The organism is Streptomyces sp. NBC_00887, from assembly GCF_045207585.1.
Genome location: NZ_CP108788.1, coordinates 2,531,018 through 2,556,415 on the forward strand (window position 1 = coordinate 2,531,018; position 25,398 = coordinate 2,556,415).

Here is a 25,398-nt window from a genome sequence, read left to right on the forward strand (position 1 = left end):
TTCCATGTCTGCGACTTCACGACACGACCCGGTGTTCGCCGCGGTCGACCTCGGTGCCACCAGCGGCCGGGTGATCACCGGCCGGGTCGGTGCCGACGCGTTGGTGCTGACCGAGGCGCACCGCTTCGCCAACACTCCGGTCCGGCTGCCCGACGGGCTTCGGTGGGACGTGCTCGCCCTGTATCAGGGCATGCTGGACGGACTCCGGAACGCGGCGCGCAGCGGGCCCGTCGCCTCCGTCGGCATCGACACCTGGGCCGTGGACTACGGACTCCTGGACTCCGACGGGGCGCTGCTCGGGGTGCCGTTCCACTATCGGGACAGCCGCAACGTCCGGGCTGCCGACGAGGTGCTGGCCCGGGTCGGGGCACAGGAACTGTACGGCGTGAGCGGATTGCAGCATCTGCCGTTCAACACCGTCTTCCAGCTCGCCGCGCATCGTTCCACCGCACAGTGGGAGGCGGCACGGACGCTGCTCCTGATGCCTGATCTGCTGGTGTACTGGCTGACCGGCACGGTGGGTGCGGAGGTGACCAACGCGTCGACGACCGGGCTGTTCGACGCCCGTACCGGGGGCTGGTCCGAGGCGCTGATCGGGCGGCTGGGGCTGGAGCGTTCGCTGCTCCCCGCACTGCGCGCGCCGGGTGACCCGGCGGGGACGCTCCTGCCGCACGTCACCGAGTTCACCGGTCTGCCCACGGCCACTCCGGTGACGACGGTCGCCTCGCACGACACGGCTTCGGCCGTCGCCGCGGTCCCTGCCGCCGAACCCGGGTTCGCGTACGTGTCGTGCGGTACCTGGTCGTTGGCCGGTCTGGAACTCGACGCACCGGTGCTGACCGAGGAGTCGCGGGCCGCGAACTTCACCAATGAGCGCGGCGTCGACGGCACCGTCCGCTATCTCCGCAACATCATGGGCATGTGGCTGCTGGAGGAGTGCCGTCGTACGTGGGAGCGGGACGGTCGGTCCCCGAGCCTGCCCCGGCTCCTCGCGGACGCGGAGCGGGCCAGGCCGTTCGCCGCGGTGATCGATCCCGACGATCCGGCATTCCTCGCCCCGGGTGACATGCCCTCGCGCATCGACTCCGCTCTCACCCGGACCGGACAGGCACTGCCGGACGGCCCCGGCGGGTATGTGCGCTGCGTGCTGGAGAGCCTTGCTCTGGCCCACCGCCGCACGCTGCGGCAGGCCGCCGGACTGGCGGGCCGCGAGCTGACCCGCATCCACCTGGTCGGGGGTGGTTCGCGCAACGAACTGCTGTGCCAGTGGACCGCCGACGCGACGGGTCTGCCGGTCACCGCGGGTCCCGTTGAGGCGACCGCGCTCGGCAACGTGCTGCTCCAGGCGCGGGCCCACGGCCTGGTGGGCAGCCTGGCGGACATGCGCCGGCTCGTCGCGCGCACCCAGGAACTGCGTCACTACAGCCCGCAGGGGGACCCGGCGGCCTGGGACAGGGCCGCGGACCGCCTGGAGGCGACGCGTGCGGCGGGCACCCCGGCCGCCACCGATCGCTCCGCACGAGACGAGGGAAGGCATTCCGATGGCTGACGACGCCACCGCCGCACTCGACTCCGCTCTCGTCCGCACCGCACGCCGCCGGACCCGCGTGGGCCTGGTCTCCGGCGGGCTGGCCGCCTACTGGCCGCAGTTCCCCGGTCTCCGGGACCAGCTCCAGGACTCGGCGCGCGCCACCGCCGGACTTCTCGGCATCCCGTTCCGCGCGGTCACCGGGCCGGGCGACCTCTGAGCGGCGTTCGTACCGCTCGGAGGGGACGCCGGTTCAGCCCGATGCCAGGCCGAGTTCGAGTTCACCGAGCGGCTCGAAGTGGCGGGCGACGTCCGCGTCGGTGACGTCGCCCGGCTCGGCCGGGTGCCACTTCGGACGACGGTCCTTGTCGATGATCTGGGCGCGTACGCCCTCCACCAGATCGGGTCCGGCGAAGGCCCGGCAGGAGACCCGGAACTCCTGGTCCAGTGCCGCTTCGAGGCTTTCGAGACTCCGGGCGCGGCGCACGGCGGCAAGGGTGACCTTGAGCGCGGTGGGCGACTTCGCGAGGAGTGTCCCGGCGGTCTCCTTCGCTGCGGGCTCACCGCTGTCGAGGAGGCGGCCGATGATCTCTTCGACGGTGTCGGCGGCATAGCAGGAATCGATCCACGAGCGGTGCGCCGCGAGCTCCCCCTCGGGTGCCTTCGTGGCGTATCGCACCACCGTGTCCGTGACCTCGGCGGCCGTGGTGCTGAGGGCAAGGGCGGCGGTGAGCTCCGTCAGCCGCTCGGAGGGCACGAAGTGGTCGGCCAGCCCGCACAGCAGGGTGTCGGCGGCGCCCACGGCCCGCCCGGTGAGCGCGAGGTGGGTGCCGAGCTCGCCGGGTGCCGCGGCCAGCAGATGGGTACCGCCCACATCGGGGACGAATCCGATCCCGGTCTCGGGCATCGCCACGCGGGAGCGCTCGGTGACGATACGGACGTCACCGTGGGCGGACACCCCTACCCCTCCGCCCATCACGATGCCGTCCATGAGCGCCACGTACGCCTTGGGGAAACGGGCGATGCGGGCATTGAGCCGGTACTCGTCGCGCCAGAAGTCCACGGACGCGTGGCGTCCGGCTCGCGCGTCCTCGTAGATCGACCGGATGTCGCCACCGGCACACAGTCCGCGCTCCCCGGCTCCGCTGATCACGACGGCCGTGAGGGCGTCGTCCTGCTCGGCGAGGGTGAGCGCCTCATCGATGCTCCGCACCATGGTGTGGGTGAGCGCGTTCAGTGCCCGGGGACGGTTGAGCGTGATGTGCAGGTTGTGACCCTCGGTATGCAGCAGGACGGGCTCGTCGTCATTCATATATGGGCTCCGGTCAGGCATGGGTGGTGCGTCCACGGTCGTGGGAGATCTCTGCCTGCCATTCTGCGACGGACTCCTCGACGCTCCGGAGGCGGGTGCCCCGGCGAACCGCTGTGGCACTCCCGCACGACGGGCTCGACAATTGAGACCTACGGGCCGCCACGTCCAGCAGCCCCGCCGGACGACCTCCGGAGCAGGAATGACCGATCATCCACGGCGAGCAGACTCCAAGGCTCCGCCTCCCCTCCGGTCCGACGGGACCGGCAGCAGCGAAACGGGGACGGCGGAGCGTCTCGCCATGAACCGGACCGGCAGTTTCGAATGGGACCTGGACGCGGGGACCCTGGATATCGACGAAGCCGGGCTGATGGTCTTCGGCATGGACCCGGACACCTTCGACTCCCGGCCGGCGTCCGTGGTGGAGCAGCTGGAGCCGTCGGAGCGAGCCCGTCTGGACCTCACCATCGACGAGGCGCTCTCCAGCGGGAGCAGTTCCTACAGCGTGCACTTCCAGGTTCCCCTGTCGAACGGCACCCGCCAGTGGACTCATGTTCAGGCCAGGATCCTGCGTTCCGAGGACGGCCGCGCACACCGTGTCATCGGCGTGGTACGGGACGCGACTGCGGAAGTCACCCATTCGGCCTTCGTGCAGGATCTGGAAAAGCGCCGCGAGCGCCAGACCAACATCGTTGAACGCACAACGAGTGCGATGTCGCGGGCGGTGACCGTCGACGACGTGACGGCAGCGCTCACGGGCCCGGGCGGCCTGGCCGGGCTCGGCTCGGACGGACTGGCACTCGGGCTGGTGGAGAACTCCGCACTCAACATCATCGCGTTGAGTGGCGACTCCGTGGAGGTGCTCGGCGGGCTGGGCTCCGGGGAACTCGACGCGAACCTTCCCCTGGGCGACACGATCCTCAGCGGAAAACCCCGGTTCATCACCTCGCTCGACTCCCTGATCCGGCGCTATCCGGTGCTCGAGCCGCACATGGGCCGGCTGAAGTTCCGCGCCGCCGCCTACCTTCCGCTGGTCGCGCAGGCCCGGCCCCTCGGCGGGCTCGCCCTCTTCTACCGGGAACGCACGGTGTTCAGCGCGGACGAGCGCATCCTCTGTCTGGGGCTGGCCGCCATCGTGGCCCAGTCACTCCAGCGGGCCATGCTGTTCGACGAGGAGCGCGAGTTCGCCACGGGGCTCCAGTCGGCCATGCTTCCGCGGCGGATCCACGACATCGAGGGCGGGGAGATCGCGGTCCGGTACCACGCGGCGTGGAGCGGCCGGCAGGTCGGCGGCGACTGGTACGACGTGATCGCGCTGCCCAATCACCGCTTCGGCGTCGTGGTGGGCGACGTACAGGGCCACGACACGCACGCTGCCGCGATCATGGGCCAGCTGCGTATCGCCCTGCGCGCGTACGCGGCCGAAGGGCACCCGCCGGCAACGGTACTGGCTCGCGCCTCCCGCTTCCTGGCCGAACTGGACACCGACCGCTTCGCCACGTGCGCGTACGCACAGGTGGATCTCGCCACCGGCACCGTGCGTGTGGTGCGTGCCGGACACTTCGGCCCGCTCATCCGGCACACCGACGGCAGGGTGGCCAGCCCTCAGGTGCGCGGCGGTCTGCCGCTGGGGATCTCCACGACCTTCAAGGACGAGGAGTTCCCGGAGACTCGGCTCGACCTGGTACCGGGCGAGACGCTCATCCTGTACACCGACGGACTCGTCGAGGAGCCCGGCGCCGACATCGACTCGGGCGTGGCCACGCTGGTTCACGAGATCAGCAACGGGCCGGCAGGCGCCGAGGCGCTCGCGGATCATCTGTCGGACCGGCTGTGGGAGCGGTGGGGTTCGGGGGACGACGTGGCGCTGCTGGTGCTGCGACGCAGCCCGGACCTGGGGTCGCCACGCGCTCCTCGGCTGCACCAGTACATCCATCAGGCGGACCCGGAGGGTCTGTCGGATGCGCGCGCCATCGTGCGCCAGGCGCTGACGGACTGGGACATGGCCGCACTGGCCGACGACGCGGAGCTGGTCACCGGGGAGTTGCTGGTGAACGTGCTGCTGCACACGGAGGGCGGGGCCGTTCTCACGCTGGAGGTCCTGCCGGAACCTGTCCGGCGCATCAGGCTGTCGGTCCAGGACCGTTCGAGCGTCTGGCCTCGGCGTCGCACTCCGGGCGAGACCTCGACTTCGGGACGTGGTCTGCTGCTCCTGGACGCGGTCGCCGCACGCTGGGGCATCGAACCCCGTGGGGAGGGCAAGGCCGTCTGGTGCGAGATGGGCCCGGCTTCCCCGGATTCCGCCGCCGCCCCGACGGTCGCCTCGGCTGCACCTCCCCCCTGATCGGAGTCGGACCCCCGCATCCGTCGCGGCCACGAGGAACGCGGTGAGGGGCGTACCGCATCGCAAGCGATGCGGTACGCCCCTCACCCGGCCTCCCGGTACTGGCCCGTCGGGCCGGACTGCCGGGCTATGTCAGTGCTGCGCGGAACGGCGCTTGCGGACGGACCACAGGATGCCGCCACCGGCGAGCAGAACCGCGATCGCGGCTCCCCCGATGACGGGCGTCGCGGACGACGAGCCGGTCTCGGCCAGGTCGGGCGCGCTGGGGCTCGGCTCCGCCGGGGCGGGCGCGGTCTCCGTAGCGGTCTCGCTCGGCGTGGCGCTCGGCTCGGGGGTCTGCGTGGCCGGCGGCTCGGTCGGCTTCGCCTCGGTCGGCGTCGGCGACGGAGTGCTGTCCTTGCACACCGGGGCCTGCTTCGTCTCGTCGCGCGAGAACTTCTCGCCGTCTCCGGCCTTGACGACGAGCCGGATTGTCAGCTCCTTGTCGTGCGCCGGCAGCTGGAGCGGCGTCTTCGTGTGGAACTCCCGACCGAACGTCGTCGCGGGGAGCAGTTCCTTGCCGCCCACCACGGAGACGGTCACGGTGTTGGCCACGTCGCTCGAGTACGCGGTCAGGTCGACGCTCACGTCGGAGCAGGTCACGACCCAGGTGGGGGTGTGAGCTGCGGCCGGCGCGGCGGAGATGACTCCGCCGGCCAGGCCGACAACCGCAGCGGCCGCGAATGCTCCCGCGCCACGCCACGATCTCCTGGGTATGGTCATGGATTCTTCCTCCATACGAGTTTCCCCGCCGGACTGGCGGTGGGGCGCACAGTACTGCCCTCGCCCCCCGGGTGTGCACCCACCCCACGAAGCATCGGACACACCAACTGCTGTCACATCACCGCGACTTATGACATGGCGGACACGCCGGGGCGGGTGCGGGTGCGGCCTGGGATGGCTCGATGAGAGGGTGACCAGTACATATATCTGTTGTCGCACGATGCGACCCGCCTCGGAGCCCACCCGTTCTATGCGATTGCTGTTGATCCGTCACGGTCAGACTCCGTCCAACCTCGGCCACTTCCTGGACACCGCGCGCCCCGGGCCCGGGCTCACCGATCTGGGCCTGCGTCAGGCGGCCGAACTGCCGGCCGCCCTATTCGGTGAGAACATTCGCGCCCTCTCCGCCTCGACGCTGACGCGCACGGAACCGACGGTGGCGCCCCTGGCCGCCGAACGGGGTGGTGAGGTCCGCATCCGCGACGGCATCCGCGAACTGACCTCCGGGGAGCTGGAGATGCGCGCCGACCGGGCGGCGGTGGCCGAGTAGCTGACAACGGCATTCGCCTGGTCCGCCGGCGACACTGCGAGGCGTATGGCGGGGGCGAGAGCGGCGCCGAGGCGCTGGCCCGTTTCGACGCGGTAGCTGCGGAGGCCGCCTCGGCTGCCGGACCCGCCCCCGCGGGCACGGCTGCTCTGATCAGTCACGGCACGGCGATCAGGATGTGGACGGCGGCCCGTGCCCACAACGTCTCGGTGGAATCCGCAGCCGCTTATGCCCTCGACAACACGGGAGTCGTGGTGGTCGAGGGCACGCCCGAAGATGGCTGGAAGGCACTGTCCCGGGCCGGCACCGTAGTCGCTCCGGGGACCGGAAGCGGTGAGGAGACGCCGGACCCGCGGGTCGCACGATCTCCGGTGTCGGCGACTGAGCGGTCGGCGGGCGCTTCAGAGGGCCTTGTGCATGATGTGCAGTCCGACGTAGCCCTCGACCGGATGGTTGAATCCTTCCGGAAGCGTCCCCAGCACCTCGAATCCGAGCGAGCGGTACAGCCGTACAGCGTGGGTGTTGGTCTCCACCACGGCGTTGAACTGCATGGCGCGGAAGCCCGCTTCCCGCGCCCACTCCACGGTGTACTCGCACAGGGCCCGGCCCACCCCTCGGCCGGAGTGCCGGGAGTCGACCATGTAGCTGGCGCTGGCGATGTGCGATCCGTTGCCCATGTGGTTCCGGTTCATCTTGGCCGTGCCCAGGACGGTCCCGGCGTCGTCGACCGCGACGACCGTACGGCTCGGTGCGGACAGGAGCCACCAGCCCCTGGCCTCGTTCTCCTCCAGGTCCAGGGGAAAGGTGAACGTCTCGCCTGCGGAGACGATTTCGTGGAAGAACGGCCAGATGGCGGGCCAGTCCTCCGTGGTGGCTTCTCTGATCAGCATGGGGCAAAGATGCCTGTGCGCACGGGCCGGTCGCAAGCACTTAATGATCTCGGCTGCGTCGCCTGCCCAGTCCGATCCGGGCAAGGAGACCCGGCCCGGTGACGGTCGCCGCAGCGGCGCGACCCGGCAGCCGGTCGACCGCCTCTCTCGCCCGCGGCGGCACAGGTACCGACGCGCTCCCGGGTTCGCCACCTGGCCGGGGAGCAGAACGGCGCTCGCGCGCCCGGTCCAGCTCCATGGCCAGGTTCACCCGCCGCCAAAGGATTTCGTCCGGATCGTCGGCCAGCATCAGCTGCCCCATGGTCTCCCTCCCGGACACGGATCCGGGCCGTCCGAAGGCAGGTTCCGGCCTGACACGCGCAAGGTAGGCGCGTTCGTACGGGTCGTCCACCACTTCCGCGAGCTGGACCGCGTCCAGCGCGGACGCCTGCACCGCGGCACGCGCCCACGGATCCTCCGTCCGGCTCAGCAGCCTGTCGATCCTGCGCGAACGCCAATTGCGGGCACGCCAGTCGACACCGGCCTCCAGCATGGTCCGCATCCCCACCGGACTCTTTCCGGCAAGCAACTCGGGCTCCTTGGCGCCGAAACCTGCGAGTTCGTCCACGAGATAGAGCCAGACCACCGCACGGTACCGGTTCAGGTAGAACGCCACCGGTGAAATGCACCCGATCCGGGCGAGCCCGCTGAAGCGGACACCGCTGATGCCGAGCAGTGCGGCGCCCTCCGCCGTCCCCGCCGTGCGCACCCTGTCCCGGAGGGATTCGGGGAAGCCGGCCATGGCTTGCAGCCTCTCGACTTCTTCCCTCCGGACCCGCGGCCTCCCGCCGCCCGGCGGCGCGTCCGCGCTGATCAGCCCGAGATGAACGGCAAGATCGAACTCGCCGCGCTTCAACTCCAGCTCCTGCGCGGCGCGCCCTGCGGCCAGCGTGCTACCCGCAACCCCGCCCGCTCCGGCGCCCTCACCCGCTCCCGCATCCGTTCGCTTCGCTCCCGCGCGGGCCGTGCGTGCCGCTTCCTTGACAGCCATGACTGGCCTCCCCCGTGTGGTCGAATACTCTCCGTGACCACGGTAGCCAGGGGAGGCAGATCCCGCTGCCCCTGTGGATAACTACGACTACTCAGCGAAAAGCGCAGCTCAGAGGCGGTCGGCTCGCTCCGCACCTTGTCGCGCTGTAACCCCGAGGTGCTCGCCCACGCGATTGACCAGCAAGGTCATCTCGTAGGCGACCTGGCCGACGTCGGCTTCCGCGGAACTCAGCACGCACAGACAGCTGCCGTCGCCCGCCGCCGTCACAAAGAGCAGTGCCTCGTCGAACTCCACCATGGTCTGGCGCGCTCTTCCGGCCCGGAAGTGACGCCCCGATCCCCTGGCCAGGCTGTGCAGTCCGGACGAGACGGCCGCCAGGTGCTCGGCGTCCTCGCGTGCCAGTTCCGTACTGGCTCCGGTGACCAGCCCGTCGTTCGACAGCACCAGCGCGTGCTGTATGTGCTCCACCCGGCTGGTGAGATCGTCAAGGAGCCAGTCGAGTCCCTGGTCCATCGGCATGTGCTCATCCTCCCCGTTCGTCCGTTCCCCGCGTCGATGGGCAAGCCTCGCGCACGGGTCCCTCGCGGGCAAGCGCCTCCCCGCCTCCGGGGCGTCGCTTCGCGCCATGCTCGGGATCTCGTCCGAAGATGGGTTCCTGGCACACCACATGACCCAGGACGAATGGCGGGCGTTCCTCTCGGAGGGGACCCGCACAGCCAAGATTTCGACCGTACGCGCGGACGGCAGCCCGCACATCGCGCCCGTCTGGTTCCTGCTCGACGGCGACGATCTCGTCTTCAACACCGGGAAGGAGAGCGTCAAGGGCCGCAATCTCGCGCGGGACGGGCGGGTGTCGATCTGCGTGGACGACGACCGGCCCCCGTTCGCGTTCGCCGTGCTCCAAGGGCGCGCGGACCTGAGCGAGGACCTCGACGAACTACGCCATTGGGCGACGCGTATCGCAGGCCGGTACATGGGTGCGGAGGCGGCCGAGGAGTTCGGGGCACGCAACGGTGTGGCCGGCGAACTCGTCGTACGCGTGCACATCGACAAGGTGGTGGCCATGGCCGACATGGCCTCCTAGACCGTGCCGACGGGCCGGCACGGTCTCCGTCCGGCTCAGTGAGTGCCTGCCTGCCCCACCGAGTCGAGCAGCCGGGCGGTGTGCATCCGCCCGGCGTACTCGACCATGCGGATCAGGACCTCCTTTCCGGAGGCACGGTCGCGTGCGTCGCACAGCACGACGGGTGTGCCCCGGTCGAGGTCGAGTGCGCGGGAGACGTCCTCCTCGCCGTACGTACGTGCACCCGAGAAGCAGTTGACGGCAACGACGAACGGAATGCGGCGGTGTTCGAAGTAGTCGACGGCCGGGAAGCAGTCCTCGAGCCGTCGGGTGTCGGCCAGGACGACTGCTCCCAGCGCCCCCGTGGAGAGCTCGTCCCACAGGAACCAGAAGCGGTCCTGCCCCGGGGTGCCGAACAGATAGAGCGACAGCCCGGACCTGATGGTGATGCGGCCGAAGTCCATGGCCACGGTCGTGGTGGTCTTCTGGTCCACGCCGCCGGTGTCGTCCACGGAATGTCCTGCCTCACTGAGGAGTTCCTCGGTGCGCAGGGGCCTGATCTCACTGACGGCTCCGACCAGGGTCGTCTTGCCGACCCCGAAGCCGCCGGCGACCAATATCTTCAGAGCGAGGGCCGTGGTGTCCTCGGTCTCTTCCCCACCCGTGCTGTCCACATGCTCGGAGGACATCCATCACTTCTCTCGCGAGTGCCATCAGTAGAGGCGACAGCATGGCAAGGAGCGGCTGTCGCCGAAGGAAGTGAACGGTTTTTGACCGATGTGACCGGACAGACCCGTTCGGTGTTCACATCCGGTCGCTCCGGTCGGAATTCGACTCGGTGATCGAGGTATTCGGGGCATTTCAGGTATCCGGGCATCCCAGGTTTGCGACGTGGCAGCCGCGATAGGGCAGCGTGCACGGGCATCCCGGAGGGGGCCCGTCACAGCGCGCGCAGGCCGTCGATCACCTCACGCAGGATCCGCTCGTCGGGCAACTGCGCCGGGGGCACCGGACGGCTGACCCGCACGAAGCCGGCTTCGAGCAGATCGCCGAGGAGCACTCTCACCACGCCGACGGGCAGGTCGGCGTCGGCGGAGAGTTCCGCGACCGACTGGGTCTCGCTGCGGCACAGCGTCAGCAGGGCCCGGTGTTCCGGGCCGAGCAGTCCCTCGTCGGAACCGTCCGGTGCGGCCTCGTCGACCGCCACGAGCGCGATCAGGTCGAAGCGCACTCCGCTGGGCCCCGGATCAGTACGGCCTCCCGTCACGGCGTAGGGGCGGACCAGCGGGCCTGCCTCGGCGTCGTACCACTGACTGCCCTGCGCTGTGCCGTCGTCGCTCATCCCCGTGCGCACGTCCGCCCCTTCAGCCGGTCGCCGGTGGTTCGGCGAGCCTCACCGGCGTGGCGAGGTGCTCGCCCACCCGCTTCACCAGGCGCGCCATCTCGTAGGCCACGAGGCCGATGTCCGCGAAGGCCGTGCTCAGCACGGCGAGACAGGAACCGTCGCCGGCTGCGGCGACGAACAGGAAGCCCTCGTCCATCTCGACCATCGTCTGGCGCACTCCCCCGGCCCGGAAGTGCCGGCCCGCCCCCTTCGCGAGGCTGTGGAAGCCCGACGCCACGGCCGCGAGGTGCTCGGCGTCCTCTCTGCTGAGGGCGCTGGACGCACCGACGGCCAGTCCGTCGTTGGACAGCACGACCGCGTGCCGGACCTCGCCGACCCGTGCGACGAGATCGTCCAGCAGCCAGTCGAGTTCGCCGGAACCGCGGGAAGCCGCCGCCCTCTCGTTCGCGATCATGCCTGGTCTCCTTCGGTGTACGGCCGGATACCGGAAGCGGGTCCGGATGTGCTGCCGCCCGGTGCGGTCCCGCCGCCGCGGACCCATCCGTTGCGGTAGGCGGTCATGCGGTCACGGGCCTGTTCGGGCGTGCGTTCGACCGGCGGCGTGGCCCCTCGGTCGCGCGGGTCTCCGCGCTCCGGGCGCGGCTTCTCACGCAGCTGGGGTACGAGGCTGGCCTGCCGAACGCGGCGCGGCAGCTCGCCCTCCTCGTCCGAGGAACTGGAGGGCCCCGGGACTCCCGAGAGACCCGTGGAACCCGAGGGGCGTGCGCGCCGGTGCAACGTGGTGACCGGCGCGGGTGCGGTCTTCGGCCCGGTGCGGGCATCGACGGGGGTACGCGGCTCGATCGCGGGCACGGCCACCGGGGCCGGGAACGCGGTGGGGCGTGGGGCCGCCTCCGGGCGTGGCCCTTGCCCTTGTGCCCTGCTGCCCTCGTCGTCCCGGGCCACCGTTGCAGCGCTCCCGGAGTCGGCGCCCGCGGGAGCGGCCGACTGCCCTGCCGGCAGTCTGCCCTGGAGCAGTGCGGTCGGCAGCAGCACCACCGCGGTCGTGCCCCCGTACGGCGAGGTGCGCAGCTGGACCTTGATCTGGTGACGGGCGGAGAGCCTGCTCACCACGAAGAGGCCGAGCCTGTCGCTGTCGAAGAGGTCGAGCGCCTCCGACTGCTCGATGCGCCGGTTGGCCTCGCCGAGCAATTCCTTGCCCATACCGAGCCCACGGTCCTCGATCTCCAGGGCGTACCCGTTGCCCACCGGTTCGCCGCTGATGCGCACCTTGGTGTGGGGCGGGGAGAACTGTGCCGCGTTCTCGACGAGTTCGGCCAGGAGGTGGGTGAGGTCGGCCACTGCGGCCCCCTTGACGCCCGCGTCCGGCAGCGCCCGCACCTCCACCCGTGAGTAGTCCTCGATCTCGGAGACGGCGGCACGCACGACATTGGTCAGGGGTACGGGCATCCGCCAGGCGCGCCCTGGTGCCGCCCCGGAGAGAATGATCAGGCTCTCCGCGTGCCTCCTCATCCGGGTCGTGAGGTGATCGAGCCGGAACAGGTCGCCCAGCTCGTTGGGATCGTCGGCGCGGCGCTCCATGCCGTCGAGAAGGGTGAGCTGGCGGTGCACGAGAACCTGGCTGCGTCGGGCGAGGTTGACGAAGACTCCGGAGATCCCGCTGGCGAGTTCGGCACGTTCGACGGCGGCGCTGAGCGCGGCGCGGTGAACGGTGTCGAGCGCTTCGCCCACCTGGCCGATCTCGTCGTGGGACGGCCTGCCCGGCGGCGCCTCCGCCCGGATGTCCAGCTCCTCGCCGGCGCGCAGTCGCTCCATGGCGCGGGGCAGTTTGCGCCGGGCGATCTCCAGCGCGCTGTTGCGGAGGCTGACGAGCTCGACGACGAGTGCACGGCCGATGCGCACGGAGATCATGAGTGAGGCGGCGGCGGCGAAGAACCCGAAGAGGACTGCCGCTCCGGCGGGGCTGAACAGCGCGCGGGCGAGGGGGTCGGCGCGGTCGGCGGCGCGGTCGACCGCGCCGGTTTCGATGGAGCTCAGCTCCTCTCGCACGGCTGTCGCGTCGCGTTCCCATGCCGCGGCGGACACCGACTGCGCGGCACGGCGGCCCGGCTCCGCCCGGAGCACCTTGTCCTCGGCTGCCGTGATCCTGCGATAGGCGTCGCCTTCGGTGAGGGCGCGCCAGGCACTTCGGCCGGTGGACGGCAGATCGGCCCCGGCCGTACCTGCGAGGCTCCGGCGGGTCGCCACCGCGCCGGTGAAGTTGCGCAGCTGCTCACCGTCGAGTGTTCCGGTGAGTCCGGCGGAGGCCAGCAGCGCGTCCTCCCGCGCCAGCATCTCGCCGCTCCGTGCCAGTTCGAGCAGGATGCGGGCCTCGGACCCCAGCTCGGCGTCCTGAATTCCGGTCAGTGCGCCGGAGACACCGAACGCTGCGGTGATGACCTCGGAGTACTGCGTGAATGCGGCGTCCGCGTCGGCGCGTCGGCCGGCGTCCCGGCCCCGGGAACCGCCGGCGGGAGGGGCCAGGAGGCCGCGGCGCAGGGTGGGGAGTTGCTGGGTGTGCTCGAGGAAGGTGGTGAGCCGGCCCGCGACTCCCGCGGGGAGGTTGCCCGCGTCGGCGACCGTGTGCCGGTCGCCCAGGCGCAGTGCTCCGAGCGTGGCATCGGTGTGCTTCGCCTGCCGCTTCAGGTCGGCGGCGTGCCCGGCACCCGGGTCCACCGACTGGCGCAGTGCCGCCTCGCGTTCGGTCTGCAGAGCGGCGACGGCCGTCTGGACCGGGGCTCGTACGGTGCTGTCCACGCGTTGCAGTTCGCGCAGTCGGGCCACGTCCTGCGCCGTGGTGACGGTGGCGAAGCCCCACAGGGCGAGCAGCGAGACGACCGGGACCATCAGGAGGGAAATGACCTTGGCCCGCACGGTCCTGGGGCGCAGGGATCCGCGACGCGCCGGGGGATGGTCCGGCGACGGCGAACGCACCTCGTGGCCGGTGCGCTCGTCGGCCGGCCGGCCTGCGTGCGCGCGTCGTCCGCGTGGCGGTGGCGCGGGCCGTTCGGCGTGCGCACCGGGGTCCGGGGTCGTCGTGCGGGGTGGGCGCATGGCCTCCTCGTTCCAGGTGTGGAGCTGAGTGCCCCGAGTGCTGTGTACGGCGGGATTCCGCGCCGTCCGTTCGCCGGGCGGCGTTGCCGCCGCCCTGGCGTCAGGGCGCCATGGCCGCCGGGGCCCGTTCGGCGGCGTCCTCCACGCGCTCGCGGGCCGCCGGTGAGAGTGCGACGAACGCCGAGGTGAGGAAGAGGTAGGAGCCCAGGCCGACGGCGAGCGGGAAGATGAACTGCATCACGGTCGCTCCGGAGAGCTCCGATCCCGACGGCGCGACCCTGACTCCGACGGCCAGCATTCCGGTGTAGTGCATGCTGCTGACTGCCGCGCCCATGACGAGTGACGCGAGGGCGACGGCCCCCGGCGTCCTGATGTTCAGGGCCGCCCAGAGGGCGGCTGTCGCGGCGACGACGGCGATGGTCACCGAGAGCGCCACGAGCAGCGGGTCGTACGCGACGGTGCCGTGCAGTCTCAGGGCTGCCATGCCGAGGTAGTGCATGCTGGCGACCCCGAGCCCGGTCGTGAGGCCGCCGATGAGGAGCGCACGCGAGCGGTCACGGCTGTAGCCGACCACGAAGACCCCGGCCCCGACCACCACCATGGCGACCAGCAGGCTGAGCAGGGTGAGCGGAACGTCGTAGCGGATGTCGGTGCCGGTGACGCCGAAGCCGAGCATGGCGACGAAGTGCATCGTCCAGATGCCCGTTCCGATGGCGGACGCGGCGGTGAAGAGCCAGTTGCGGCGCGAACGGCCGCTGGTGGCGAGCGCGCGCACGGTGCAGCGGAGCCCGAGTGCGGCGCCGATCGATGCCATCGCGTACGACAGCGCGGGTGTCAGCCAGCCGAAGGTGGCGTGGTCCAGGTGTCCCATGAACCGGGGACGCTAGCCCGCTCAGGGGCGCATGCCAGGGGCGCATTTCGAAAGCTGCTGAAATATGACAGAGAGATGTTCCCGAACGATCAGGCCAGGTTCGAACGTGCACACCGCTCCGTGCCGTTTCGCTCGGATACGGACTGCGCGATCATGTCTGTATGGCCGACGAACACGCACATGTCCAGGACTTCTTCACGGTCCGAGCGGCGGACTGGGACAGCCGGTTCCCCGATGACGGCCCCGCGTACGCCGCCGCCGTCGGCGCCATCGGGCTACGCTCCGGCGACGCCGTTCTCGACGCGGGCTGCGGTACGGGGCGCGCGCTGCCGCACCTGCGGAACGCGGTGGGACCTGGCGGCACGGTGCTGGGCGCCGACCTCACACCCGCCATGCTGGATGCGGCGGTACGGGCGGGGCGGGCCGCCAGTGGCGCCCTGCTCGCGGCCGATGCGGCACGGCTGCCCGTGCGCGGCGCAACGCTCGACGCGGTGTTCGCGGCCGGCCTGATCTCCCATCTCGCCCACCCGGAAGGAGGACTGCGCGAGCTGGCACGCGTCGTGCGCCCCGGTGGCCGGCTGGCCCTGTTCCATCCGATCGGCCGGGCCGCGCTGGCCGCACGCCACGGCCGCAGCATCTCGGACGACGATCTACGGGCGGAGCCGCGTCTCGGTCCCCTGTTGGCACGCGCGGGGTGGAGGCTGGACTCGTACACGGACGAGGACGACCGCTTCCTGGTACTCGCCGTACGCGCGCACTGAGCGTCCGCGCGTCACACCGAGCGCTCGGCCACAGCCCGCACCAGCGCGTCCGGGCGGTCGAACATGAGGACGTGTCCCGCCTTCGGGACGGTCTCCACCCTTACGCCGGAGGCCATCAGCTCCTCTCTGCCGGGGAGTTCACCGCTCAGCGCGCCCTGCAGGAACACACGCTCGGCAGGCGACTCCATCAGCATCCGGCGCATGGTCGGGTCGGTGCCGCGCACCAGGCCGGTCGCCGTGCGGTGCAGGGCGACCGGGTCGGCGAGCCGCATGGTCGCCGCCCAGGCCGGGCCCACCCGCGCCAGCACGCGGGCGAATCCGCCGCCGTGCACGAACTCCTCCTCCGACAGTCCGGCGATGCCACTGCTCCCCGCCGTGACCGGCGGGTACGGATCGAGGTTGGCCTCGGTGAGGACCAGCCGCCGGACCAGCTCCGGACGCCGGTGCGCAAGGACGATCGCCACCGCGCCGCCCATGCTGTGGCCGACGAGGTCCGCGCCGCGCACTCCCGCTCCGTCGAGTGCGGCGGCCAGCGCGTCCGCGTGGTCCTCCAGGGTGTAGCCGAAGTCCTGGGGCCGGTCGCTGATGCCGTGCCCGGGAAGGTCGACGAGGAGTGAACGGCGCCCGGACAGCGCCGGGTCGGCCGCGATGTGCGCGTGATAGACGGAGGACATCGCTCCGAGCCCGTGCACGTACACCGAGGCCGCACCGTCGGGCGCCCCGCCCGACTCGGTCCACCGGACGACACTGCCCCGCTGGTCGAACTTCGCCTCGTGCACAGGCCCGCTTCCCCATTCGTCGACGTCCCACTTCACCGAGAGCATACCTCGTCACCGATGTATCACCGCAACGATGTACCGCGTGCATGAGGCAGAATGCGGACATGCTGGAGCTCTCCATCCTCGGATTTTTGTACGCCAGCCCCCTGCACGGCTACGAACTGCGCAAACGCATCACGGCCCTGACCGGACATGTGAGGCCGGTTGCGGAAAGCACTCTGTATCCGGCCATCAAGCGGCTGGAGAAGGCCGGGCTGCTTGCCCGGGAGACGCAGCCGGGCAGCACCGCCGCACCCCGTCACGTCCTGACACTGACCGAGGCGGGCAGAACGGAGCTGCGACACCGTCTGGCGGAACCCGCCAGGGGCGACATCACCGACGAGAACCGCTGGTTCACGCTCCTGGCGTTCCTGCGCCATCTGCAGGATCCGTCGGCCCAGGCCGACGTGCTCCGGCGGCGGTTGGCCTTCCTGGAGGAGCCCGCGAGCTTCTTCTACTCCGGGGACCGGCCTCTGCGCGCCGAGGAACTTGACGATCCGTTCCGCCGGGGCATCCTCACGATCGCCCGGGCGACCAGTGAGACCGAGCTGAGATGGCTCCGTGCCACCCTCGACTCACTCGACAGGCGTGTCTGAGGGCCGCCCGTGCGGGACCGGGCACCCGCGGACGCCCGGAGTGGGGAACGTCCCGAGCCCGGCGACCTCGTACCCGTTCGGGTAGCCCATGATCTCGGGGTTCTGACGGGCGTAGTGCGCGGTGGAGCGGGGCGGCAGGAGCCGTACGGCGCGGGCCCTCACGCGCAGTGCTCCGCGGGTCAGTCCCCGGGCGACGGGGCCGGGGCGTTCGTAGCGGAAGGTCCGCAGCAGCGAATCGTCGAGCAGGGCGAGCGCCGCCTTGCGCACGACGGGTGCCAGCGGGCCCGGGTACCAGGAGCCCATGAGGGCCAGCGTCGCGTCGGAGACCGAGCGTGCGCCCTCGTCCCAGGCGAAGTACTCCTCCTCGTAGGTGTCCAGGGTGCGCTCGAAGTCCTCGTACGTCTGCGGTACGTCCTTGATGCCCAGGTGCGTGCCGAGGGTGCGGTAGTAGGCGGCGAAGGCGCGCAGCTCGTGGTCGGACAGCCTGCGCCAGCCGTAGGTGTCGAGCCATCGTTTCGGGGTCACCACGAAGGTGCACAGGACATAACGCATGTCGTCGTCGCTGATGTCGTAGCTGCGGTGCATCCGGTTGATCCGCCGGACCGCCGTGCGTCCTGCCTCGCTGTCGAAGCCGTGCTCCACGACGGCGTCGAGGAGAAGCGCGGTGTCGTCGTACCGCTTCTGTGAACGTTCCGTCAGTTCCCCTGTCTCCGCGAGGAGTCGGCCGATGGTGGGGACGGCGTAGGTGCGGTACAGGGCGAGTTCGAGTGCGCGGGTGATGTCCCACGGGAATTCGTACGTCACGGTGAGCCGGTAGATCTCGAGGAAGTCCCGCTCCGGGTCGAGTCGCTGGATCTCCTTGAGCCGTTCGAACCGCTTCACCCTGGCTGTCCCCTCGTCGGCCGAAGGCACAAGCCTACGCGGGCCGGGCGGACGGGCACCACGGTGCGAGGGGTGCTCCGACGTGCCGGAGCTGCTGCTGAGACCACCCCTCCAGCGGGCAAGATCCCTTGTCAGGGCCTCGACGGCAGGGTTACCGAGTAGTTAAGGTGCGCCGACGGACGAAGCTGTGAGGAAAGAGGAGGGTGCTGTGGCCGGGACCGACGAGGCGGTCGCCGACGACGACGCACTGTTTGTGCTGACCGCGGTACTGCTGACCCCCGCGCAGTTCCCGAGCGTGCTCGGCGACGACTACGTGGCCGCGTGTGGCGCACTCGGCCTCGAACCGTACGCCGAGGGCTACGGTCTGGTGCTCGGCCAGGACGGCGGCGGCGCCCGCTGGACGGTCGTCGTCGACGATGTCTCCCTGGTGGCCGTCGCCATCGCCTCCTGGGACTGCGGCATGGAGTACGACCTCTCCCCGGACGACCGCTCGGTGGTGTGCGCGCTGCCGGGCTGGCCGCTGGCCCTGGCGGTCGCGGCGCCCGGCGTTCCCGAGCCGCACGACCCGCTGCCGGACCCGGAGGCCGAGGGAACCGACCCGGCACCCCTGACACCGCCGGACACCGAGACGTGGGGAGCGGCCCAGCGTCGTCTCGGCGCGGACGAGATCGCCCTGCAGTGGGCCGCGTGGCGCGAGCAGATCGACGACGACACCACGTTCAGCAGGCCCGACGAGAAGGCGCCGGAGGACGGGAAGGCGTCGGCGGACGGGCAGTCTGCGGCGGAGCAGCCGTCGGAGGGTGGACAGGACGACGCCGGCGACGCAGCTGAAGGCAACAACGGCTCCCGGCAGCACCCCGGCGTTCGCCGGGCGCTCGAGGAGGCCCTCGCGTACGTCACGACCCCACCCCCGCCCGGCCGGATACGCTCCGCGTTCGCCCCCGGCGGGGCCCGCATGCTGCGTGTCGACGGCCCCGGCTGGTCCCTGGTCGCCCGAACCGACGACATCGCTTTCGTCCTGCTGGACGAGGAGCCGGGGGAGGTCCTCCCGGTCGGCCGCGGCCCCGAACTGCCGGGACTGCTGAAGTCGCTGGACGAGCTGGCGGTCCGGCCGGCCTGAGCCAGGGGCGGTACGAGTGTCCGGCAGCCACGGGCCGGCCTGTGGGAGCAGGCGGCCTGCGGGACCGGGGGACCGGCCCACCCGCACCCGAGCGGGCCGGACGAGAGGTCCTAGACCCGCTCCAGCGGACGGTGCGGCTCGGCGGGCAGCTCGGTCCTGACCGGGTCACCGGGCCGCACGACTCCGCCGACCCTGACGGTGCCCATGATCCCGGCCTTCCGGACGATGCCGCCGTCCTCGTCCCTCCCGACGACCTGCTTGAGCAGTCCGTCCTGGAAGTGGTCGATCTGGAGGCAGGGATTGCGCAGGCCCGTCACCTCGACGACGGCCTCGTCGCCGAGGTGGAGCAGCGTGCCCACCGGAAGAGCGAGAAGGTCGATGCCGCCGGTGGTGACGTTCTCGCCCAGGTCACCGGGTGCAACGTCGAATCCCGCCTCCCGCAGCTCGGCGAACAGCTCCTGATGGATCAGATGGACCTGACGCAGGTTGGGCTGCGTCGGGTCCTGCGCGACTCGCGACCGGTGTTTGACCGTGACACCGGCGTGGACATCGCCCTCCACGCCGAGCCCGGTCAGCAGCGTGACGCTGTCCCGGTTCGGTTTGGTGAACGAGTACACGCCGTTGCTGCTGACGGCCACGACTGTGCTGTTCAGCGCCCTATCTCCTTGCGGCTGATCCTGCGGAGCCTGCGCCTCTGGGCCGGATCGAGCATCAGGTAGCCCACCGTGGGCACCCCGATGAGGACCAGCAGTGACCACCAGAATCCGATGAACGGAATCAGGATGACTGCCGCGACGACTCCCCCGATGGCGATCTTTGCACCGTTCGACATGATCCGTGCCTCCTTCGCGGCCGGAGCCGCTCCTGGTGTGAGAACGCCTGCGACCGCCCATCGGTTCCAGCAGGCCGCCCCCGGTCTAGCGCAGCGGCTCGCCGACCTCGTGCATGTGCTCCAGGGCCTGCCGGTAGGACTCGGTGAGGCCGGTCTCCGCGTACGGCATCCCGATCTCGCGGCAGTGGGCCCTGACCAGCGGCTGCGCCAGGCGCAGGTGGGGGCGGGGCATGCTCGGGAAGAGGTGGTGCTCGATCTGGTAGTTGAGGCCGCCGAGGAACCAGTCGGTGAGGACGGCGCCGCGGACGTTGCGTGAGGTGAGGACCTGGCGCTGCAGGTGGCCCCAGCGGTCACCGTCCGGGTCGGGCATCTCCATGCCCTTGTGGTTCGGCGCGAAGGCCATGCCCAGGTGGAGGCCGAAGAGCGCGTGGTGCACGAGGGCGAAGACGACGGCCTTGCCCGGCGACATCGTGGTGAGCAGCAGCGTGGCGTACAGCGCGAGGTGGCCGGCCAGCAGCAGACCGGCGAGCGCACGCTCGCGGACGGGCTGGCGGCGCAGGAACTGGAAGCCGTAGATCTTGAGGGCGATGCCCTCGAGGAGCAGCATCGGGAAGAAGAGCCGCGCCTGGTTGCGGGTGAGCCAGCGGGCGAAGCCCTCGCGCTGCGCCGCCTGCTTCTGCGTCCACACCAGGGCACCGACCCCGACATCGGGGTCCTTGTCGATGTGGTTGGGATTGGCGTGGTGGCGTACGTGCTTGTCGTTCCACCAGGCCTCGTTCATGCCGAGGAGCAGGTTGGCGTGGATCAGCCCGACAGTGCGGCTCGCCTTGCGGTTCCCGGATATCTGCGCGTGGCCGGCGTCGTGCCCGAAGAAGGCGGTACGTGTCCACAGGATGGCCAGCGGAAGGGCGAGGAACAGGGTCCACCAGCTGTCCCCGAGGAACACCATGCCGGTGATGACACCTCCGAGGGCAACCAGGTTGGCGGCGATGCCCGCCGCGTACCAGCCGGTGCGGCGCTCCAGGAGTCCCTGGCTCTTCACGACCTTCAGCAGCGGTGCGAAATCACTGCCGGAGGCCTGGGAAGCTCCCGGGCCCTCCGATCCGTCACGGGTGTGCTGCGCAACGGTGGCTACCGCCTGGGGCATGACGTCTCCGGTTTCTGGGCATCTACGCTGACCTCGTCAAACGTACGGATGGCGGGCCTGCGGCTGCCATGACGTCACCACCCCGGTTGTACGGGGGCCAACCCCCTACCCCCGTGGTGGTGCCGGCTGCACCCCAAGCTTCAGAAGGCAGAAATGAGTGAGGTGGTTCACTGTGCATTTCTCCCGGAACGGGCCGTGGATGGAGTACCCTCGGCGACCCCGGGCTCACTAGTCAAATTTGAGGAATCTGACATCGCTGTGCACAGGCTCCCTGCGGCAACAACACATGACGAGATCGTTGAACTGTCCCGCTGCTCCGCAGTCTTCCTCCCCGCGGATCCGGCCCGTACCGGCCTGATCGCGTTCTGGAACCCGGACGGTAGCACCCCTCCCGGTGGACCAGGGAGTTCGGCGGAGCTGACCGTCGTCGGAAGCGACGCCCGCCCGTGCACCGTGCAGGCGTTGGCCGTGCCGGTACGTGACGCCCTTCCGGTTCTCACACGGGCACGCGCGAGCGCGCAGGCCTCCGCCGCGACGGCGTTCTGGGGCGCCGCCGCGATGCTCGCCCTTCAACTCGTCGCCCGCGGGATGCTCCTGCCGGGTCTGAGCCCCGGCGACAACGACGCCTGGCGTGCGGGCCCGCTGACCGCCGAGGACCTGGAACGGATCAGGGTCCTGGCGGCTTCCATGCCGCCCGCCGCTCACGCGGTACCGCTCGACGCGGCAGCGGATCCGCTCATGCTCGCCGACCCCGAGCCGCTGCTGCGCTCGTTCCTCGATGCCGTCGCCGACGGAATGCCTCGCACCCCGGCCGCCGAACTCGTCACGGGAGGGCCCGCGTTCGCGGCCCGGACCGCCCAGCACCTGCCGGGCCTGCGGCCGTGGGCGGCCGATGTCGCCGCCGGGAACGACGCGGGCGTCCGGCTCTCGCTGCGTATCGAGGTGCTGGGGCTCTCCCGGGCGACCGACCCGGCAGACGGCGCGGACGCACGGCCGTCGTTCCGCGCCGTCCTGCAGATCCACAGCGTCCAGGATCCCGCCCTGGTCGCCGACGCGGCCGACGTCTGGGCTGCCCGCTCCCCCGGCGCCTCGTTGTTCGGCCCGCGCGCCCGCATGGACGCCCTGTTGGCACTGCGCCGTGCCGCCCGCGCCTGGCCTCCGCTGACACCGCTGCTGTCGGCCGCCGTGCCGGACGTGGTCGAGCCGGCCGACGAGGAGATCGCGGAGCTGCTCGGCCCCGCCGCCCGTGCCCTCGCCGCGACAGGAGTTCAGGTGCACTGGCCCAAGGAGCTCGCCAGGAAGTTCACCGCCCGCGCGCTGATCGGCCCCTCGGGCACGTCCGGCCGGGACGACGGCGAGGGCGGGGCCGACCGCCCCGCGAGGACGGAATCGGACACGCCCTCGCTCATGTCCGCCGACGCGCTGCTCTCGTTCGACTGGCGGTTCGCACTCGGGGACCGGAAGCTGAGCCGCGAGGAGCTCGACCGGCTCGCCGAGGCCGGCAGACCCCTGGTCAGGCTGCGCGACCAATGGGTCCTCATCGACCCGGAGGAGGCACGGCGCGCCCGGGAGGCTCAGGACCGCAAGGTCACGCCCATCGACGCCCTGGGCGCCGTGCTGACGGGAACCGCCGACATCGGCGGACGACGTGTGCAGGTGTCGGCGACGGGCTGGCTCGAGGAACTGCGTGAGCGGCTCGCCGACCCGGAGTCGCGGGCCCTGCAGACGGTCGGTCAGCCGAAGGCACTCGCCGCGAACCTGCGTGACTACCAGCTGCGCGGCCTGAACTGGCTGCACACCATGACGTCGCTCGGCCTCGGCGGTTGTCTCGCCGACGACATGGGGCTCGGCAAGACCATCACCCTGATCGCCCTGCATCTTCACCGGCAGGGCATCCAGCGCACCGCCGGGCCGACCCTCGTGGTGTGCCCGACCTCCCTGATGGGCAACTGGCAGCGGGAGATCGAGAAGTTCGCCCCGGGCACGCCGGTACGCCGCTTCCACGGCGCGGCGCGTTCCCTGGAGGACCTGGCGGACGGCGAGTTCGTCCTCACCACGTACGGCACGATGCGCCTCGACGCGGCCCGGCTCGCACAGGCGTCGTGGGGCATGGTCGTCGCCGACGAGGCCCAGCACGTGAAGAACCCGCACTCGGCCACGGCCAAGCAGTTGCGGACCATCGGTGCCGGAGCACGCGTCGCGCTCACCGGTACCCCTGTCGAGAACAACCTCTCCGAGTTGTGGGCGATCCTCGACTGGACGACCCCCGGGCTGCTGGGCAGGCTCGGTACGTTCCGTACCCGGTACGCGGGTGTGGTCGAGGGCGGCAACGACCCTGCCGCAGGCGAGAGGCTGGCGGCGCTGGTACGTCCGTTCCTCCTGCGGCGCCGCAAGTCCGACCCGGGCATCGCCCCGGAGCTGCCGCCGAAGACGGAGACGGACCGTGCGGTGTCACTGACCGCGGAACAGACCGGTCTGTACGAGGCGGTGGTGCGGGAGACCCTCGCCGAGATCTCCGGCGCCGACGGCTTCGAGCGCCGCGGACTCGTCGTGAAGCTGCTGACGGCGCTCAAGCAGATCTGCAACCACCCGGCGCAGTACCTCAAGGAGGAGCGGCCCCGGATCGCGGACCGTTCGGGCAAGGTGGAGCTGCTGGACGAACTGCTCGACACGATTCTGTCCGAGGGGGCGAGCGTGCTGGTGTTCACCCAGTACGTGCAGATGGCGCGGCTGCTCGAACGGCATCTGGCCGACCGCGGGGTCCCCACCCAGTTCCTGCACGGTGGCACGCCCGTCGCCGCGCGGGAGGCCATGGTGAACCGGTTCCAGGAGGGCGGCGCCCCGGTGTTCCTGCTGTCGCTCAAGGCGGCGGGTACCGGGCTCAACCTCACCCGGGCCGGCCACGTGGTGCACTTCGACCGCTGGTGGAATCCGGCCGTGGAGGCGCAGGCCACCGACCGCGCGTACCGGATCGGCCAGACCCAGCCGGTGCAGGTGCACCGGCTGATCGCCGAGGGAACCATCGAGGACCGGATCGCCGACATGCTCGTCCGCAAGCAGAAGCTGGCGGACGCCGTCCTCGGCGGGGGCGAGGCGGCGCTGACGGAACTGACCGATGCCGAACTGGCCGACCTGGTCGAGCTGCGAGGGGGCGCACGATGAACGACAGTTACGGACCGGAGCGTACGTTCGCGGCCCTCCCGCCCGCACACGGCAGGGGATTCGCGTCGTCCTGGTGGGGACGGGCGTGGCTGAAGGCTCTGGAGGACACGGCGCTCGACGGGCAACAGCTCAAGAAGGGCCGCAGACTGGCCCGCGAAGGCAGGGTCGGCACGGTCTCCGTCCGGCCGGGCCGGATCACCGCGGTCGTACAGGACCGCGACGCGACCGCGTACCGAAGTGATGTGCTCCTCCAGCAGCTGAGCGAGGCGGAGTGGGACCGGTTCCTCGACATGGCGTCCGAGCGGTCCGGGCACATCGCCGCACTGCTGGACCGTGAGATGCCCCCTCACCTGGTGGAGGACGCGGCGGCAGCCGGGGTCGAGCTGCTGCCGGGGATCGGCGACCTGGAGCCCGAGTGCAGTTGCGAGGCGTGGGACCACTGTCCGCACACGGGAGCCCTGTGCTACCAGGTGGCGCGGCTCCTGGACCAGGACCCGTTCGTACTGCTGCTGCTGCGGGGACGTGACGAACGGCGGCTGCTCGACGAGCTCCAGGTGCGCAGCGCCGCGCGTGCGGTCCGTGAGGCGGACGGTGCGGATCCGGAGCCGGACCCCCTGGCGGGTCCAGGTCTCCCGCGCGGCGTCCGGGCCGACGAGGCGTTCGCAGCGCGGGACATCCTGCCGCCCCTGCCCCCTCCCCCGCCGCTCCCGGCGGAACCGGGTCTGCCCCTGTCGCTGGACTCGGAGACGGACCCCGTGGCGGGCGTCGATCCGGCCTGTCTGGAGGTACTGGCGGCGGACAGCGCGGCACGGGCGTTCGCGATGCTGGCGGACGCCCTCGCCGAGGGCCACGACCGGCAGCCCGTGGCAGGCGGGCTGACGCCGGAACAGGACGCGGTGCGGCTGGCTGCCGTGACCCGGCCGGACGGGCAGGTTGCCGCACGCCTCGCCTCGGCTTCTGGACGGCAGCGGGCGGACCTGGATGCCGCTGTGCGGGCCTGGCGGTACGGCGGGACGGCCGCGCTGGCAGTGTTCGACGAGGAGTGGCTGCCCGGCCCGGAGGAGCTGGCGCGGGCCCGCGCGCAGCTGGCCACCGCGTGGGAGGAGGGCGAGGGCCCGCGGTTGAGCGCCGCGAACAACCGCTGGACCGCGACGGGCTCCGGTGCGCAGTTGCGCTACGGGCGGGACGGGCGCTGGTGGCCGTACCGCAAGGAGGGGGGCAGGTGGCTTCCGGCCGGGCCGGCGGACGACGATCCGGCGGGCGCGCTGGCCGGAGCACTGTCCGACGCCTGAGCGGCC

At 71.1% G+C, this 25,398-nt stretch carries 24 protein-coding genes and 1 pseudogene; 10 read left to right on the top strand and 15 right to left on the bottom strand.

Annotated elements, in window-relative coordinates; genetic code table 11:
- Positions 1 to 4: 4 nt before the first annotated feature.
- Positions 5 to 1,549: a rhamnulokinase family protein gene (locus tag OG844_RS11575; protein ID WP_406389805.1), complete on the top strand. Its 1,545-nt coding sequence runs from the start codon at positions 5 to 7 to the stop codon at positions 1,547 to 1,549.
- Positions 1,542 to 1,748, top strand: a complete 207-nt coding sequence (locus OG844_RS11580; protein ID WP_406389806.1) for a hypothetical protein — start codon at positions 1,542 to 1,544, stop codon at positions 1,746 to 1,748. The genes OG844_RS11575 and OG844_RS11580 overlap by 8 nt, the downstream gene beginning before the upstream one ends.
- A gap of 33 nt (positions 1,749 to 1,781) precedes the next feature.
- Here OG844_RS11580 and OG844_RS11585 read toward each other — a convergent pair whose 3' ends face one another.
- On the bottom strand, positions 1,782 to 2,840 hold the full coding sequence (locus OG844_RS11585; RefSeq protein WP_406389807.1) for an enoyl-CoA hydratase/isomerase family protein: 1,059 nt from the start codon (positions 2,838 to 2,840) through the stop codon (positions 1,782 to 1,784).
- A 199-nt stretch (positions 2,841 to 3,039) separates the two neighbouring features.
- Between OG844_RS11585 and OG844_RS11590 the strand changes: the two genes are divergently transcribed.
- Entirely contained in the window at positions 3,040 to 5,181 is a 2,142-nt protein-coding gene (locus tag OG844_RS11590) for a SpoIIE family protein phosphatase (RefSeq protein WP_406389808.1), read from the top strand.
- Between the two features lie 132 nt (positions 5,182 to 5,313).
- On the opposite strand, the gene OG844_RS11595 is transcribed toward OG844_RS11590, so the two are convergent.
- Positions 5,314 to 5,943, bottom strand: coding sequence for an LAETG motif-containing sortase-dependent surface protein (locus OG844_RS11595; RefSeq protein ID WP_406389809.1), 630 nt, complete (start codon positions 5,941 to 5,943; stop codon positions 5,314 to 5,316).
- Between the two features lie 250 nt (positions 5,944 to 6,193).
- Here OG844_RS11595 and OG844_RS11600 point away from each other — a divergent pair.
- A pseudogene (locus OG844_RS11600) lies at positions 6,194 to 6,875 on the top strand (histidine phosphatase family protein).
- A gap of 16 nt (positions 6,876 to 6,891) precedes the next feature.
- On the opposite strand, the gene OG844_RS11605 reads toward OG844_RS11600, so the two are convergent.
- The 3 genes from OG844_RS11605 to OG844_RS11615 form a co-directional block, all read right to left on the bottom strand.
- The gene (locus OG844_RS11605) at positions 6,892 to 7,380 is read right to left on the bottom strand and encodes a GNAT family N-acetyltransferase (RefSeq protein ID WP_406389810.1); all 489 of its coding nucleotides are present in this window, start codon (positions 7,378 to 7,380) and stop codon (positions 6,892 to 6,894) included.
- Positions 7,381 to 7,420: 40 nt separating this feature from the next.
- On the bottom strand, positions 7,421 to 8,410 hold the full coding sequence (locus OG844_RS11610; protein ID WP_406389811.1) for a DUF6397 family protein: 990 nt from the start codon (positions 8,408 to 8,410) through the stop codon (positions 7,421 to 7,423).
- Between the two features lie 108 nt (positions 8,411 to 8,518).
- Positions 8,519 to 8,929: a roadblock/LC7 domain-containing protein gene (locus OG844_RS11615; RefSeq protein WP_384614268.1), complete on the bottom strand. Its 411-nt coding sequence runs from the start codon at positions 8,927 to 8,929 to the stop codon at positions 8,519 to 8,521.
- Between the two features lie 136 nt (positions 8,930 to 9,065).
- Here OG844_RS11615 and OG844_RS11620 point away from each other — a divergent pair, with 136 nt between their 5' ends.
- The gene (locus OG844_RS11620) at positions 9,066 to 9,494 is read left to right on the top strand and encodes a PPOX class F420-dependent oxidoreductase (RefSeq protein WP_406396081.1); all 429 of its coding nucleotides are present in this window, start codon (positions 9,066 to 9,068) and stop codon (positions 9,492 to 9,494) included.
- A gap of 35 nt (positions 9,495 to 9,529) precedes the next feature.
- Here the strand turns inward: OG844_RS11620 and OG844_RS11625 are convergent, their stop codons facing one another.
- The 5 genes from OG844_RS11625 to OG844_RS11645 all read right to left on the bottom strand — a co-directional run bounded on the left by OG844_RS11625 (position 9,530) and on the right by OG844_RS11645 (position 14,782).
- Positions 9,530 to 10,162 (bottom strand): GTP-binding protein, encoded by a 633-nt coding sequence (locus OG844_RS11625; protein ID WP_406389812.1) that lies wholly within the window; start codon positions 10,160 to 10,162, stop codon positions 9,530 to 9,532.
- Between the two features lie 251 nt (positions 10,163 to 10,413).
- Complete coding sequence (locus tag OG844_RS11630; protein WP_329204345.1) at positions 10,414 to 10,815, bottom strand: DUF742 domain-containing protein; 402 nt, start codon at positions 10,813 to 10,815, stop codon at positions 10,414 to 10,416.
- 22 nt (positions 10,816 to 10,837) lie between these two features.
- On the bottom strand, positions 10,838 to 11,272 hold the full coding sequence (locus OG844_RS11635; RefSeq protein ID WP_329204346.1) for a roadblock/LC7 domain-containing protein: 435 nt from the start codon (positions 11,270 to 11,272) through the stop codon (positions 10,838 to 10,840).
- Positions 11,269 to 13,911, bottom strand: coding sequence for a nitrate- and nitrite sensing domain-containing protein (locus tag OG844_RS11640; RefSeq protein WP_406389813.1), 2,643 nt, complete (start codon positions 13,909 to 13,911; stop codon positions 11,269 to 11,271). The genes OG844_RS11635 and OG844_RS11640 overlap by 4 nt, the downstream gene beginning before the upstream one ends.
- 100 nt (positions 13,912 to 14,011) lie before the next feature.
- On the bottom strand, positions 14,012 to 14,782 hold the full coding sequence (locus tag OG844_RS11645; RefSeq protein ID WP_406389814.1) for an MHYT domain-containing protein: 771 nt from the start codon (positions 14,780 to 14,782) through the stop codon (positions 14,012 to 14,014).
- 161 nt (positions 14,783 to 14,943) lie between these two features.
- Here OG844_RS11645 and OG844_RS11650 point away from each other — a divergent pair, with 161 nt between their 5' ends.
- Positions 14,944 to 15,543 carry a class I SAM-dependent methyltransferase gene (locus OG844_RS11650; protein ID WP_406389815.1) on the top strand — a complete coding sequence of 200 codons (600 nt, stop codon included), beginning with the start codon at positions 14,944 to 14,946 and terminating at the stop codon, positions 15,541 to 15,543.
- 11 nt (positions 15,544 to 15,554) lie between these two features.
- Here OG844_RS11650 and OG844_RS11655 read toward each other — a convergent pair whose 3' ends face one another.
- Positions 15,555 to 16,322 carry an alpha/beta fold hydrolase gene (locus OG844_RS11655; RefSeq protein WP_406396083.1) on the bottom strand — a complete coding sequence of 256 codons (768 nt, stop codon included), beginning with the start codon at positions 16,320 to 16,322 and terminating at the stop codon, positions 15,555 to 15,557.
- A gap of 104 nt (positions 16,323 to 16,426) precedes the next feature.
- On the opposite strand from OG844_RS11655, the gene OG844_RS11660 reads away from it, so the two are divergent.
- On the top strand, positions 16,427 to 16,957 hold the full coding sequence (locus tag OG844_RS11660; RefSeq protein WP_406389816.1) for a PadR family transcriptional regulator: 531 nt from the start codon (positions 16,427 to 16,429) through the stop codon (positions 16,955 to 16,957).
- Here the strand turns inward: OG844_RS11660 and OG844_RS11665 are convergent.
- Positions 16,937 to 17,839 carry an oxygenase MpaB family protein gene (locus OG844_RS11665; RefSeq protein WP_406389817.1) on the bottom strand — a complete coding sequence of 301 codons (903 nt, stop codon included), beginning with the start codon at positions 17,837 to 17,839 and terminating at the stop codon, positions 16,937 to 16,939. The genes OG844_RS11660 and OG844_RS11665 overlap by 21 nt on opposite strands.
- A 208-nt stretch (positions 17,840 to 18,047) precedes the next feature.
- On the opposite strand from OG844_RS11665, the gene OG844_RS11670 reads away from it, so the two are divergent.
- A complete protein-coding gene (locus OG844_RS11670) occupies positions 18,048 to 18,959 on the top strand; it encodes a hypothetical protein (protein WP_406389818.1) in 912 nt (303 codons plus the stop codon).
- 110 nt (positions 18,960 to 19,069) lie between these two features.
- Here OG844_RS11670 and OG844_RS11675 read toward each other — a convergent pair whose 3' ends face one another.
- The 3 genes from OG844_RS11675 to OG844_RS11685 form a co-directional block, all read right to left on the bottom strand.
- Entirely contained in the window at positions 19,070 to 19,612 is a 543-nt protein-coding gene (locus OG844_RS11675) for an MOSC domain-containing protein (protein ID WP_406396085.1), read from the bottom strand.
- Positions 19,609 to 19,791 (bottom strand): hypothetical protein, encoded by a 183-nt coding sequence (locus tag OG844_RS11680; protein ID WP_329204354.1) that lies wholly within the window; start codon positions 19,789 to 19,791, stop codon positions 19,609 to 19,611. The genes OG844_RS11675 and OG844_RS11680 overlap by 4 nt, the downstream gene beginning before the upstream one ends.
- 85 nt (positions 19,792 to 19,876) lie before the next feature.
- Positions 19,877 to 20,938 carry a fatty acid desaturase family protein gene (locus tag OG844_RS11685; RefSeq protein ID WP_406389819.1) on the bottom strand — a complete coding sequence of 354 codons (1,062 nt, stop codon included), beginning with the start codon at positions 20,936 to 20,938 and terminating at the stop codon, positions 19,877 to 19,879.
- A gap of 258 nt (positions 20,939 to 21,196) precedes the next feature.
- Between OG844_RS11685 and OG844_RS11690 the strand changes: the two genes are divergently transcribed.
- Together OG844_RS11690 and OG844_RS11695 are read left to right on the top strand one after the other, a co-directional pair.
- A complete protein-coding gene (locus OG844_RS11690) occupies positions 21,197 to 24,100 on the top strand; it encodes a DEAD/DEAH box helicase (RefSeq protein WP_406389820.1) in 2,904 nt (967 codons plus the stop codon).
- Entirely contained in the window at positions 24,097 to 25,392 is a 1,296-nt protein-coding gene (locus OG844_RS11695) for an SWF or SNF family helicase (protein ID WP_406389821.1), read from the top strand. The genes OG844_RS11690 and OG844_RS11695 overlap by 4 nt, the downstream gene beginning before the upstream one ends.
- Positions 25,393 to 25,398 lie beyond the last annotated feature (6 nt).